We start from the raw sequence: 12,574 nt of genomic DNA on the forward strand, positions 1-12,574 counted from the left end.
ACATGCGAGGTAGCAGGTTGCGGACCGGGGACTTCACTGTAAAATCGCCGGCCACATGTAAAGACGGTTCAAACGGGAGCACTGGCGATCATGCCTGAGTACCAGATCAAGGAAGCGTTCAACGTCGGCGATAGCGTCCGCTATCACGCGGAGCGCACGCCCAACAAAGTCGCGACGGTGTTCGAGGATCGCTCGACCACGTTCGCGCAGGTGGATCGCTACAGCAACCAGATCGCCAACGGGCTGGCCAAGCTGGGCGTGAAGCAGCAGGAACGTGTCGGCTATTACGGCAAGAATTCGGACTATCATCCTCAGCTGATGGCCGGCGTTAACAAGGCTAACGCCGTGCTGGTACCGGTGAACTGGCGCCTCGCGCCGCCGGAAGTCCGGTATGTCATGGACAACGCGGACATCAAGGTGCTCGTCGTCGGCAGCGAATTCGCTGGTCTGGTCGAGAGCCTGATCGACGAACTGCCGACCCTGGAAACCGTGCTGGTGATCGATGGTCCGTACAAGAACTGGGGCGATTTCGCCCAGTGGCGCGACGCCCAGGATCCCACCGACCCGAAGATTCCGGTTGGTCCGCGCGATGTGTATGTCCAGCTTTACACCAGCGGCACCACCGGCAAACCCAAGGGCGTGATGATCCCGAACAATGCGGCTTATCTGGGTTGGGAAGGTCATCCGCCCGATCCGGAGCCGCTCAAGGGCACCTACAAGGAATACAGTCCGGACGAGGTCGCGCTCTGCATCGCGCCGAATTTCCACCTCAGTGGGAACGGTTCGGTGCTGACCGGCCTGCGCATGGGCACCACCGTGGTGATTCACCCGGATTTCGACGTGACCCGCATGGTCGACGCGGTGCTGGAATACAAGGTCGCCAAGATTTTCATGGTGCCCGCCGTGCTCAAGATCCTGCTCGACAAGGCCAAGCAGGGCGCCGATCTCAGCTCCATCCGACTGATCTCCTACGGCGCCTCGCCGATTCCGCCCGAGCTTATGCGCGAGGCGGTCGAGATCATCGGCTGCGGCTTCCTGCAGATGTACGGCATGACCGAAATCGGCGGCAGCGCCACCTTCCTCGAGCCGGCCGACCACACGCTGGTGCCGACCGAGAAGATGAAGAGCTGCGGCAGGCCGGGCGAGCTTCACGAGATGAAGATCGTCGATCCGGTGACGCGCAAGGAATTGCCGCCCCGCACGCCGGGCGAGGTCGCTCTGCGGACCGCGGCGCCCATGGTGGGATACTACAAGAATCCGGAAGCGACGGCCCAGGTGCTGGACGCCGATGGCTGGTACTATTCCGGCGACGTCGGCTACATGGACGAGGAAAACTACGTCTATATCCAGGACCGCCTGAAGGACATGATCGTCACCGGCGGCGAGAACGTCTATTCGGCCGAGGTTGAAAGCGCGCTCTACGAGCATCCTGCGGTGAAGGAAGCCGCCGTGATCGGCGTCCCCAGCGAAAGATGGGGCGAAGAGGTCAAGGCGATCGTCGTGCTCGAGCCCGGCAAGGAGCTTACGGCGGACGAGCTGATCATGTTCGCCCGTCAGCACATCGCCGGCTACAAGGTGCCGAAATCGGTCGAGTTCATCGCCGAGTTGCCGCGCAACGGCACCGGCAAGCTGATGAAGCACGTCCTGCGCGAGCCCTACTGGGCAGGCCGCGAACGTCAGGTCAGCTAAGTCTTTGCAAGGAAGCGCCGTTCCGCGATGTCGGGACGGCGCTTTTTTTGTGCCCGCCGTTCAGGACCGCCTGGTCAGTTGCGTGTCGGGCGCGACGCCGTCCTGTCCCGCGATGATGGCGGCGGCATCGATGGCTGCTTCGAAGGGCAGCATCACCGCGCCATGCCGCGTCTTGTGATCATGCACCGGCGCCAGGATGCCAAGGCTCGACCAGTCGCCATCCGGCGGAACGGCCCCGTCGACCAGCATGGCGCGCAGGGCGCTCGCCGTTTCCCGCAACTCATCCAGGGTTTTACCGACGATCTTCTCCGCCAGGATCGCGGCCGAGGACTGGCCCAGCGCGCAGGCGTGCACGTCCTGGGCATAGTCGCTGACGACGCCCTCCTCCATCTTGATGTCCACGGTGATCCGGCTGCCGCAGACCGGCGAGACACGGGTCACGGACGCGCCGGGCGTCTCCAGCCGGCCGATCCGGCTGATGGTGGCGGCGCGCCGCAGAACATCCTTGCTGTAGAGGGCATCAAGCATGGGTAGTTGATATAGGCGGACCGGCGAAGCCGTCAAACGGTTCCGAGGCCGAGATGCGCCATGATGAAATCCGCCACCTGCGCCGGGTCGGACCGGCTCAGCACGGGAACCGATACGGGCGGCAGCGCCGCCGCGTCGCTAGCGAGGGCGATGACATGCGGATCGTCCAGCGTCAGCAGCCGGCCCTCGAACGCCGCCGGGACGACCTCGATCTTGGCGTGGCGGTCCCGCTTGAAGCCTTCCACGAGCACGATGTCCAGGTCCGGCGACAGGCGTGGCAGCAGGTCGTCCAGTTCAGGCTCCGCCTCGCCGCGCAATTCGTGAACCTGAGCCCAGCGCGCGCCCGAGGCGACGATCACATCGGTCGCGCCCGCTTCCCGGTGGCGGTAGCTGTCCTTGCCGGGATGATCGATATCGAAATCATGGTGGGCGTGCTTGATGGTCCCCACCCGCAGGCCGCGCGCGGTCAGCAGGCGCACCAGTTCGACAACGAGCGTGGTCTTGCCGCTGTTCTTCCAGCCGACGATGCCCATTACGTGCATTGGCGCCGCTCCCCGCTATAGTTGGCCGGTATCTTAGGCGGCGGACATGGAAAATAAAGCTGCAAGCGGTGTGCTGGGCGTCATCCTCGCTGGTGGCCTCTCGCGCCGCATGGGCGGCGGCGACAAGGGCATGCTGCGTCTTGGCGGTCGGCCCGTGATCAGCCACGTCGCCGCCCGTCTGGCGCCGCAGGTAGACGTCGTGGTGTTGAGCGCCAATGGCGAGGCCGCCCGCTGGGCGTCGCTGGGGGTGCCCATCGTACCGGACGGCGTGGCGGGTTATCCGGGCCCCCTGGCGGGATTGCTGGCCGCCATGGAATGGGCGGCCGCGCCATCGCGACGCTTTGGCTGGGTCATGTCCGTGCCATGCGATTCGCCGTTTCTGCCATATGACCTGGTCGCGCGCCTCACCGACGCGCTGGATGGTGGGCCTGCCGCGATCGCCGCGTCCCGTGGACGGCGGCATCCGGTCACGGGCTTGTTCAGCGTCAACCTTCGCGATGATCTCTCGGACTTCCTCGCTGCCGGTGAGCGCCGGGCCGGGGCGTGGGGCGCACGGATCGGGGCGCGCGAGGCGCGTTTCGGGGGCTCCGGCATCGATCCCTTTTTCAACATCAACACGCCCGAAGAACTGGCAGAGGCCGAGCGGCTGGGCGTAGACTGAGGTGGAATCGGGGAGATTGTCATGACTGCTTTGCCGCTGGGCCTTCGGGTATTCCAGAACTCCTATGTCGTGCCTGACATCGACGCGGCGCTGCAGCGCTGGACGGGCAAGCTGGGCGTCGGACCTTTCTACATCTACCGCCATCTGGATCTGGGACCCGTGACCTACCGGGGCAGGCCGTCCACGCTCGATGCGTCCTTCGCGCTGGCGCAGGCGGGCGATATCGAGATCGAACTGATCCAGCAGCACAACGAGGCGCCCAGCGCCTATCGCGACGTGTTCGATGCCGACAAGGGCGGCTTCCATCATGTCGGCGCGTGGGTCGATGATTTCGACGCGGTGAAGGCGCACTACGAGAGCCTCGGCTATCCCGCGGTAACCACCGGCGGCGCCCCCGATATCGGGGGCCGATTCGCGTACATGGACGCCCGCGCCGATCTGGGCGTGATGGTCGAACTGGTGGAAAAGCGTCAGGACCTGCTGGATTTCCAGACCATGCTGATTCGGGAGTCGACCGATTGGGATGGTGTCGATCCCGTGCGCGAGGTCGCGCTCTAGCCTTGCTTGTCAAAGCGGCGGGGCTCGCCTAGGCTCCTGCCGAACCTTCACAGATGAATGAAACGGGAGAGACACCATGGGCAAGCTGGTACTGATCGGTCTGGTCGAGCCGAAGACGCAAGACCACGTTCAGGCGTTCAAGGACTGGTATCTGGATAATCACGTCGAAGACACCTTCAACTGTCCCAACGTGACCGCCGTACGCTGCTTCAAGGCGCTAAAGGGTTTCCTGGGCGAGCCGCCGGCCGGATACATCACGGTTTACGAGTTCGAGGGCGATGACGCCGTCGCGGCGCAGAAGATTCTCGATGCCTATCAGGCCGATCCCAAGGGCTGGGACAAGCGCCAGCCCAACAACCAGTCCATGAAGATCATCGGCGCGGGCTGGTACGAGGAAGAAGTAGTCTTCGGCTGATCGGCGAACACGGGAGGGGATGCACATGAATGTGACGGAAATCGCTTCGGGGCTGCGTTTCCCCGAAGGCCCGATCGCCATGCCCGACGGCTCGGTGATCCTGGTGGAAATCGAACGGGGCACCCTTTCCCGGGTTCAGCCCAATGGCGACATCGAGGTGATCGCGAAGGTCGGCGGCGGGCCGAACGGCGCCGCCATGGGGCCCGATGGCTGGATTTATATCTGCAACAATGGCGGATTCGCCTGGCATAATCTGCCCAATGGCGGGCTCATGCCCGGCAATCAGTCCGATGACTACACGGGTGGCCGGATCGAGCGCGTCAACCCGGAAACGGGCGAGCATGAGGTGGTCTTCACCGAATGCGACGGCGTGCCGCTGAAAGGTCCGAACGATCTGGTGTTCGACCGCAGCGGCGGCTTCTACTTCACCGATCTGGGCAAACGCCGCCAGTGGGACATGGATCTCAGCTCGGTCTACTATGCCCGACCGGACGGCAAGACCATCACCCGGCTCGTCCACGGCGTCATCACTGCCAATGGTTGCGCCCTGTCGCCGGACGAAACCGTTCTGTATTTTGCCGAGACCACGACCGGCCGCCTCTGGGCCGTCGATCTGGACTCGCCGGGCAAGGCCAGGAAGCAGCCGGGCGGCCAGCCGCACCGGCTGGTGCGCGGTCTTGATGGACATCAGCTGCTCGATTCCATGGCCGTCGATGCCGAGGGCAATGTGTGCGTCGCGACCCTGATCAATGGCGGCATCACCAGCTTCGCGCCTGATGGCTCGGGCATCGAACATTTTCCGTTCGACGATATCTTGGTGACGAACATCTGCTTCGGCGGCAAGGACCTGCGGACGGCCTACATCACGCTCTCGACGACGGGCAAGCTGATCAAGTGCGAGTGGCCGCGTCCGGGCCTCGCTCTGAACTTCCTGAACAAATAACATTTCTCTCGGTTTCTCGCGCCTGGCCGGGATCGGTATACGCCGGTTCCGGCCGTTGCCGTTGCGCCGCCGCTCGGATCAGCCGATGGCGGGCCTGTAGACCTCGGAAGCAATCCTGTCGAAGCCAGGGCGCCCTCTATGGGGGCGCCTTTTCGCATGCCTTCCCTGGGCCAAAGCTGGGCCCGATGCCGTGCTGCGCCGTGCAGGGTGCAACGATGCTGCCGGTCACCTCGCCCGCCACCGAGGCAGGGAGCCGCACCGGCGATCGCCCGCGCACAAAGAAAAAGGGCGCGTGCCGAAGCACGCGCCCTCGATCTTGGCGTCAGGACTGGATCCTAGCGGAAGATCCAGATGCCTTCCACACGGCGGTTCTGCGGTTCGCGAACACCGTCGGCAGTCGGGACGAGCGGATCGGATTCACCGCGTCCTTCAACCGTGATGGTCGAACCAGAGATGCCCTGCTTCTCAAGCTCGGCCTTGACCGCATTGGCGCGGCGCAGCGAGAGCCTGTCGTTGTAAGCCGGCGGACCCGAGCGATCGGCGTGACCGATAACCTGGATCGAAACGGCGCCTTCCTGCTTGGCACGGCTGGCGGCCTGCGCGATGACCTGGGCCGATTCCGGCGTGATGTTCGACTTGTCGAAGTCGAAGAACACGAGGAAGGGCTCGGGCTTCTCTTCCGCGGCAGCCGGCGGCGGCGGCGGCGGGGCAAGAGCCTGCTCGACTTCAGCCAGGGCATCGAGGAAGCCCTGACGGCAGCGCGCGATATCCTGCGGCTGGTAGTTCTCTTCCAGCTGCTCCAGCCAGCAATCGAAGTAGGTCTGCGCGCGAGCGGCGGCAGCCGGGGCCTTGTCACGGGCACCCTGATCGAAAGCCGCCATCAGCCGCGCACGGCCGTCGGTGGCTTCGGCAACCGCCTCACCGGGGATCGGACGCGAGTCCGGAACGGCGGTGCACGGTGCGGATTCCTGATCATCGCCACAGCCTTCCGGCGGCAGCGGTCCGGCGACGTTCGTCGGCAGAACGGTCTGACCGGCGGCCGAATCGATGGCCTTCTGCGAGTAGTAGTCACGATCGCGCGGATCGATCACATAGTCGCCGTACGGATTCTGTTCTTCCGTCGCGAGCTGAATGTAGCCATTGAAGAGGCCAACGTTGAACTCCGACCCAGACGGGGTCGTGCCTTTGGCTTTGTTGTAAAGATCGACATTATCTGTCGTTGCGCAGGCGGTGAGCGTCAGAGCGCCCAGCCCGAGCACGACATATTTTCCAATTCGGTTCATACGCACAACCCTCCTTGCGTTTCACCCATAGCCCAGCTCCGTTGATATATATCGCATATATGCGGCAAAAGATGAAAGTGTATTCGCAGCTTGCGACGTTTAGAGTCTTGGTTTCCTTCGGCCCTTGTCAAGGCCCCTGGCGCGTCGTACGCTCACCTTCAAGCTTGCATGTAAGCGTAGGGCCTGAAGCGGGGAGACGGTCATGGCTGAGACGCATACGGCGATATGCCGATTCTGTCACTCGTTCTGTGGCATCAAGGTCACTATCGAGGACGGCAAGGTCGCTAAGGTTATCGGCGACAAGGATAATCCGATGTATTTCGGATATTCCTGCGTGAAGGGGCGGCAGCTGCCGCAGCAACACTACAATCCGGAGCGCCTGCTGCACCCGCACAAAAAAGTTGGCGGCCATCACGAAACCGTGACCTCCGGCGAGGCGCTCGACGATATCGCCGCGACTCTTTCGGACCTGATCGCCCGGCACGGCCCGCGCTCCGTTGCCCTCTACACCGGCACCTACGCATTTCCCTATCCGGCCAGCAGCGCCCTGGCCGGCGCCTTCATGCAGGCCATCGGCTCGCGCATGAAATTCTCCTCCGGCAGCATCGACCAGCCGGGCAAGCCGCTGGCCATCGCGCTCCATGGCCGCTGGAACGCGGGGCCGCAGCCCTTTTCCGAATCCGATACCTGGATGCTCGTGGGCGCCAATCCGGTGGTGTCGAAGTGGGGCGGCATACCCCAGTACAATCCGGCCAAGCGCCTGCATGAGGCGCTCAAGCGCGGCATGAAGCTGATCGTCATCGACCCCCGCAGGACCGAGGCGGCGGAGAAGGCGCACATTCATCTGCAATGCAAGCCGGGCGAGGATCCCACCATTCTGGCGGGCATTGCCAACCTCATCATCGAGGAAGGCCTGTTCGACCGGGACTTCATCGAGCAGGAGGTCGACGGATTCGAGGCGCTGCGCCAGGCCGTCGCGCCGTTTACCCCCGATTACGTGGCCCGACGCGCCGACGTGCCGAGGGACCTGCTGATCGAAGCGGCCCGGACCTATGCACGGAGCACGCGCGGCATGACCACGGCCGGCACCGGCCCCAACATGGCGCCGCGCGGCACGCTGACCGAATATCTGGTGCTGGTCATCAACACCCTGTGCGGCCGCTGGCTGCGCGAGGGCGAGAAGATGCCCAACCCCTTCGTGCTGATTCCCGAGCGCCGCGGCAAGGCCCAGGCCGAGCCCAAGCCGCAGGGATGGGGCTACGGCGAGAAGCTGCGTGTCCGCGATCTCGGCGACAATGCGGGCGGCCTGACGGCGGCGGCGCTGGCCGACGAGATTCTTCTCGAAGGCGAGGGACAGGTGAAAGCGCTGATCAGCGTCGGCGGCAACCCCATGGCGGCCTGGCCGGACCAGCTGAAGACCTACGAAGCCATGAAGGCGCTGGCGCTCAACGTTACGCTCGACATCAAGATGTCGGCGACGGCCAAGCTCGCGGACTACGTCATTCCCTCCAAGCTCGGCCTCGAGACGCCGGCCATGAGCCAGCCGAACGAGTTCATCTGGTTCTACGGCTTCTCCACCGGCTATCCCGAGCCCTATGCCATGTATCAACCCAAGCTGATCGATCCGCCGGCCGGCTCGGACCTGATCGAGGAATGGGAATTCTTCTATGGCCTTGCCCAGCGCATGGGCCTGCAACTCGTGCTGGCTGGTGAGCCGCTCGACATGGTCAACAAGCCGACCACCGATGAACTGTTCGAGCTGCTGGCGAAAGGCTCGCGCATTCCGCTCGACGAGGTCAAGAAGTACGAGCACGGCCACATCTTCGACGATCCGTCGATCACCGTGCTGGCCAAGGACGCCGACTGCGCCGAGAAGCTGGATATCGGCAATGTCCACATGATGGACGAGTTGCGCGAGGTCATCGCCGAACCGGTCACCGATCATGCCGGCTACACCGCCATGCACTTCACCCATCGGCTGGTGAGCCGCCGCATGCATGACGTCTACAATTCCTCGGGCCGGGACATTCCGGCGCTGGTGCGCAACCACAGCTACAATCCGGCCTTCATGAATCCGGGCGACATCGCCGCCCTGGGACTGAACGCGGGTGACGTGGTCAAGATATCGTCCGATCACGCGTCGATCCTGGGCATCATCGAGGAAGCGCCGGATGTGAAGCCGGGCGTGATTTCCATGGCCCATTCCTTCGGCGACGCGCCGGAGTTCGACAACCAGGTGTTCTTCATCGGCTCCAATACGGGGCGGCTGACGAACGTCGAGAAAGACTATGACCCGCGTACCGGCATGCCGCGCATGAGCGCCATTCCGGTGAACCTGACGCGGGTCGACCAGAACATCGCAGCCCAATAAGACCAGGGGAGAAATTAATGGGAATGCACGAGCGGTTCCGCTTGGACGGGAAAGTCGCGGTCGTCACCGGCGGCGGCAGGGGTATCGGCAAGGGCATCGCCCTGGCCTTCGCGGAATGCGGCGCCGATGTGGTCGTCGTCGCGCGCCGCCAGGCGGATGTGGACGAGGTCGCGAGCGAGATCCAGCAGCGCGGCCAGCGCGGCCTCGGCATCTCCGCCGACGTGCTGGACTGGGACGCCATCCCGGCCGTGCTCGACCGGGTGGTGAAGGAATTCGGCCATCTGGACATCATGGTCAACAATGCGGGCGGCAATCTCGATCGCAAAACCTATCCGCTGCCCGAGATTCCGATCGAGAAGTGGGACGAGCAGATCGCCCTCAACATGAAGACCAAGTTCTGGGGCGCGCAACAGGCGGCCAAGCGCATGACCAATGGCGGCCGGATCATCAACATCATTTCCGTGGCCGCCCACAATGCCTCGCTCGGCTTCGGCGCCTATTCGTCGGCCAATAACGGCATGATCGCGTTTACCCGCACCATGGCGGTGGAACTGGCGCCCAAGAAGATCACGGTCAACTGCATCGCGCCGGGCATCATCGTGACCGACATGTTCAAGGAAACCCTGAACATGACCGAGGAACAGGCGCTGAAGATGGCCGCCGACGCGACGCCGCTGGGCCGCACCGGCTATCCGGAAGACGTCGCCGCCGCCGCCGTGTTCTTCGCCTCGCCGGCCGCCGAATGGACGACGGGCCAGTTCCTCGATGTGGCGGGAGGACGTTGATGAGTGTTTCGCTGAAAGGCAGGACGGCGATTGTCACCGGCGCCGCCGTCGGCATCGGCAACGCCTATGCCAAGGCTCTGGCCCGCGAAGGGTGCGACGTGGCCGTGATCGATATCCGCCCGGATATCGCCGATCTCCCCAAGGAGCTCGAGAAGAGCGGGATCAAATCCTTCGCCGTGCAGGGTGACGTGTCCGATGCCCCGACCGTGCGCAAGTTCGTCGATCAGGTCGCCAGCCAGTTCGGCGGCGTCGACATTCTGATCAACAATGCCGGCCAGTGCTGGGTCAGCATGGTGGATGACGACCTGGAGAAGTCCGAGAAGGACTATGACGGCATGGTCGGCACCAATCTGCGCGGCGAGTACCTGATGGGCCGCGCCGTGATTCCGCTGATGCTGAAGCAGGGCAGCGGCGAGATCGTCAATATCGGCACCGATCACGGCGTCACCTGCGGCTCGCCCAACGAGATCTGCATCCATGTGGACTCCACCTGTCCCTGGAACGAGACACCCCGCCCGACCGGCGGCGGCACCGTGCTCGACATCTATGACGCCAGCAAGTACGGCACCTACGCGCTCACCTTCGCGTGGGCCAAGGCGCTGAAGCCGAAGAATATCCGCGTCAATTGCATCTGCATGGGCGCGACCGATTCCCACATGATTCGCGGTTTCTTCGGCGAGCGCGCCACGCCCGAGGAAGTGGCCACCTGGATGACCGCCGAAAACTCGGCCCAGGTCGTGGTCGATATCCTGAAGGAAGGCCCGAAGGGCCGCACCGGCGAGACCATCAATCTGTGCATCGGCCGCCCGACCGTGCTCGAGCCGGAACGCAAGCCCATCTACGTGACGCCCGAGAGCGTCGGTTACAATGCGAGGGAGACCGTCGATGCTTAAGGGAAAGATCGCCATCGTCAGCGGCGCGGCTCAGGGCCTGGGTGAGGCCTTTGCCCGCCGCCTGGCTCACGAAGGCGCGACCGTTCTCGCCTTCGACGTGCAGGACAAGATCAAGGACGTGGCCACGAAGATTGCCGCTGAAACCGGCAGCAAGGTCGTCGGCATGAAGGCCGATGTCTCCAAGCGTGCCGACGTGGAAAAGGTGGTCGCCGCCGCCGCCGACCTGGGCGGCATCGACATCCTGGTCAACAATGCGGGCACCTGGAAGAAGACGCCGGTCGATACGTCCTGGGATCAGGCCGTCGCCGACTGGGACTTCATCATGGACACCAACTTCAAGGGCGTCCTGATGCTGACCCGTGCCAGCGTGCCACACATGAAGGCCCGGGGCGGCGACATCGTCAACATCAGCACCTATTACGTCATGCCGGCCCGCAGCGACGGCACCAACCAGCCGGACACGGACCTCTACAACGCGTCCAAATGGGCGCTGAACGGCTTCACCGATTCCTGGGCCAAGGCGCTCGAGGAATTCAACATCCGGGTCAACGCCCTGTGCATGGGCGCCACCGACACGCCCATGCTGCGCGGCCTGTTCCCTGACAAGCAACTCCCCGCCGACATGGCCAGCGTCGTGATGAAGCCGGAGCAGATCGCCCAGCAGATGATCGACCTTTTCAAGGACGGCCGCACCGGCGAGAACATCGGCGCCTGGGTCGGCTATCCGGTCGAGCTGGGGCCGCGCAAGGCGGCCCACAAGCGTATCTCGGGCGTCGCCTGAGAGTGAAGACGCCGCCGGCGGGGAGGGGATGCCCCGCCGGTGGATTTCAGAATTTGACGGGGATCGCGTGATGACAAATTCGCTTATCGGTAAGACCGCCATCGTGACGGGCGCCGCCATCGGTATTGGCCGGGCCTACGCAAAGGCCATGGCGCGCGAAGGCTGCAATGTGGCGGTCATCGACATTATGCCGGAAATTCAGGACTTGCCGAAGGAACTGGAGCAGCGCGGCGTCACGGCATTCGCCGTGGTTGGCGACGTGTCCGATCCCGCGGTGGTGCGCAAGTTCGTCGATGACGTGATCGCGCGGTTCGGCGGCGTCGACATCCTCATCAACAATGCCGGCAAGTGCTGGATCAGCTCGTCCCACGACGATCTGGACAAATCGCTCGCCGATTACGACGGCATGGTCGGCACCAATCTGAAGGGCGAGTACCTGATGGGGCGCGCGGTGATCCCGAACATGATCGCGCGGGGCGGCGGCAACATCGTCAACATCGGCACCGATCACGGCGTCACCTGCGGATCGCCGCGCGAGCTGTGCCCGAAACTGTCCAGCTGTCCGTGGGCGGACTCGCCCCGGCCGACCGGCGGCAGCATCGTCTTCGATCTTTACGACGCCAGCAAGTACGGCACCTATGCGCTGACCTATGCCTGGGCCAAGGCGCTGCGCCCGCACAACATCCGGGTCAACGGCATGGCCATGGGCGCCACCGATACCTCCATGCTCCGCAACTTCCTCGGCGATGCCGTCACCCCGGAGCTGGCCGCCACCTGGATGCGGCCCGAGGATTCGGCCCAGATCGTCGTCGATATCATCAAGGAAGGCCCCGGGGGTCGCACGGGCGAGACCATCAATCTGTGCCATGGCCGGCCGACCGTGCTGGAGCCGGAACGCGATCCCATTTACGTGACGCCGGCGAGCATCGGCTACGATTCGCGGCACGCCTGACTGGCCGGCGCTCGTCCGGAGCGCCGCTCGCCAGCAGGCCAGGCGGGCACGGGGATAGACCTGCGCGGGGCGACCGGCGTGACCGGTTCGCCCCCCGTTGAAACCGTGCGGCGCTGGAATACGTTTCACTCTGAGCAGGGCATGTTTTCCGTCCCGAATTGACTTAACAATCC

General features: G+C 64.1%; 13 protein-coding genes. 10 read left to right on the forward strand and 3 right to left on the reverse strand.

What is annotated here, in order from left to right:
• Nucleotides 1-90: 90 nt before the first annotated feature.
• Complete coding sequence (locus tag WJU17_RS14755; protein ID WP_346328164.1) at nt 91-1,689, forward strand: long-chain-fatty-acid--CoA ligase; 1,599 nt, start codon at nt 91-93, stop codon at nt 1,687-1,689.
• A gap of 60 nt (nt 1,690-1,749) precedes the next feature.
• Here the strand turns inward: WJU17_RS14755 and WJU17_RS14760 are convergent, their stop codons facing one another.
• Nucleotides 1,750-2,217, reverse strand: coding sequence for an iron-sulfur cluster assembly scaffold protein (locus WJU17_RS14760; RefSeq protein ID WP_346328165.1), 468 nt, complete (start codon nt 2,215-2,217; stop codon nt 1,750-1,752).
• A 32-nt stretch (nt 2,218-2,249) separates the two neighbouring features.
• The gene (gene mobB, locus WJU17_RS14765) at nt 2,250-2,759 is read right to left on the reverse strand and encodes a molybdopterin-guanine dinucleotide biosynthesis protein B (RefSeq protein WP_346328166.1); all 510 of its coding nucleotides are present in this window, start codon (nt 2,757-2,759) and stop codon (nt 2,250-2,252) included.
• A gap of 46 nt (nt 2,760-2,805) precedes the next feature.
• On the opposite strand from mobB, the gene mobA reads away from it, so the two are divergent.
• From mobA to WJU17_RS14785, 4 genes are all read left to right on the forward strand, one after another.
• Nucleotides 2,806-3,420, forward strand: a complete 615-nt coding sequence (mobA, locus tag WJU17_RS14770) for a molybdenum cofactor guanylyltransferase MobA (RefSeq protein WP_346328167.1) — start codon at nt 2,806-2,808, stop codon at nt 3,418-3,420.
• Between the two features lie 21 nt (nt 3,421-3,441).
• Nucleotides 3,442-3,978, forward strand: a complete 537-nt coding sequence (locus WJU17_RS14775) for a VOC family protein (protein ID WP_346328168.1) — start codon at nt 3,442-3,444, stop codon at nt 3,976-3,978.
• A gap of 76 nt (nt 3,979-4,054) precedes the next feature.
• On the forward strand, nt 4,055-4,393 hold the full coding sequence (locus WJU17_RS14780) for a hypothetical protein (RefSeq protein ID WP_346328169.1): 339 nt from the start codon (nt 4,055-4,057) through the stop codon (nt 4,391-4,393).
• A 25-nt stretch (nt 4,394-4,418) separates the two neighbouring features.
• Nucleotides 4,419-5,336, forward strand: coding sequence for an SMP-30/gluconolactonase/LRE family protein (locus WJU17_RS14785; protein ID WP_346328170.1), 918 nt, complete (start codon nt 4,419-4,421; stop codon nt 5,334-5,336).
• Nucleotides 5,337-5,671: 335 nt separating this feature from the next.
• Here the strand turns inward: WJU17_RS14785 and WJU17_RS14790 are convergent, their stop codons facing one another.
• Entirely contained in the window at nt 5,672-6,619 is a 948-nt protein-coding gene (locus tag WJU17_RS14790; protein WP_346328171.1) for an OmpA family protein, read from the reverse strand.
• Between the two features lie 202 nt (nt 6,620-6,821).
• Between WJU17_RS14790 and WJU17_RS14795 the strand changes: the two genes are divergently transcribed.
• From WJU17_RS14795 to WJU17_RS14815, 5 genes are all read left to right on the forward strand, one after another.
• Nucleotides 6,822-8,990, forward strand: coding sequence for a molybdopterin-dependent oxidoreductase (locus WJU17_RS14795; RefSeq protein WP_346328172.1), 2,169 nt, complete (start codon nt 6,822-6,824; stop codon nt 8,988-8,990).
• A gap of 17 nt (nt 8,991-9,007) precedes the next feature.
• On the forward strand, nt 9,008-9,775 hold the full coding sequence (locus WJU17_RS14800) for a glucose 1-dehydrogenase (RefSeq protein ID WP_346328173.1): 768 nt from the start codon (nt 9,008-9,010) through the stop codon (nt 9,773-9,775).
• The gene (locus WJU17_RS14805) at nt 9,775-10,668 is read left to right on the forward strand and encodes an SDR family oxidoreductase (protein WP_346328174.1); all 894 of its coding nucleotides are present in this window, start codon (nt 9,775-9,777) and stop codon (nt 10,666-10,668) included. Before WJU17_RS14800 ends, WJU17_RS14805 begins: the two co-directional genes overlap by 1 nt.
• Entirely contained in the window at nt 10,661-11,449 is a 789-nt protein-coding gene (locus WJU17_RS14810; RefSeq protein ID WP_346328175.1) for an SDR family oxidoreductase, read from the forward strand. Before WJU17_RS14805 ends, WJU17_RS14810 begins: the two co-directional genes overlap by 8 nt.
• 70 nt (nt 11,450-11,519) lie before the next feature.
• A complete protein-coding gene (locus WJU17_RS14815) occupies nt 11,520-12,401 on the forward strand; it encodes an SDR family oxidoreductase (protein ID WP_346328176.1) in 882 nt (293 codons plus the stop codon).
• Nucleotides 12,402-12,574: the final 173 nt, after the last annotated feature.

Source organism: Iodidimonas sp. SYSU 1G8, assembly GCF_039655775.1.
GTDB lineage: Bacteria > Pseudomonadota > Alphaproteobacteria > SMXS01 > SMXS01 > RI-34.

Coding starts and splice junctions, on each gene's coding strand:
- WJU17_RS14815 (WP_346328176.1), top strand. CDS start 11,520: ATGACAAATTCGCTTATCGGTAAGACCGCCATCGTGACGGGCGCCGCC.
- WJU17_RS14760 (WP_346328165.1), bottom strand. CDS start 2,217: ATGCTTGATGCCCTCTACAGCAAGGATGTTCTGCGGCGCGCCGCCACC.
- mobB (WP_346328166.1), bottom strand. CDS start 2,759: ATGCACGTAATGGGCATCGTCGGCTGGAAGAACAGCGGCAAGACCACG.
- WJU17_RS14780 (WP_346328169.1), top strand. CDS start 4,055: ATGGGCAAGCTGGTACTGATCGGTCTGGTCGAGCCGAAGACGCAAGAC.
- WJU17_RS14790 (WP_346328171.1), bottom strand. CDS start 6,619: ATGAACCGAATTGGAAAATATGTCGTGCTCGGGCTGGGCGCTCTGACG.
- WJU17_RS14785 (WP_346328170.1), top strand. CDS start 4,419: ATGAATGTGACGGAAATCGCTTCGGGGCTGCGTTTCCCCGAAGGCCCG.
- WJU17_RS14775 (WP_346328168.1), top strand. CDS start 3,442: ATGACTGCTTTGCCGCTGGGCCTTCGGGTATTCCAGAACTCCTATGTC.
- WJU17_RS14810 (WP_346328175.1), top strand. CDS start 10,661: ATGCTTAAGGGAAAGATCGCCATCGTCAGCGGCGCGGCTCAGGGCCTG.
- WJU17_RS14800 (WP_346328173.1), top strand. CDS start 9,008: ATGGGAATGCACGAGCGGTTCCGCTTGGACGGGAAAGTCGCGGTCGTC.
- mobA (WP_346328167.1), top strand. CDS start 2,806: ATGGAAAATAAAGCTGCAAGCGGTGTGCTGGGCGTCATCCTCGCTGGT.
- WJU17_RS14795 (WP_346328172.1), top strand. CDS start 6,822: ATGGCTGAGACGCATACGGCGATATGCCGATTCTGTCACTCGTTCTGT.
- WJU17_RS14805 (WP_346328174.1), top strand. CDS start 9,775: ATGAGTGTTTCGCTGAAAGGCAGGACGGCGATTGTCACCGGCGCCGCC.
- WJU17_RS14755 (WP_346328164.1), top strand. CDS start 91: ATGCCTGAGTACCAGATCAAGGAAGCGTTCAACGTCGGCGATAGCGTC.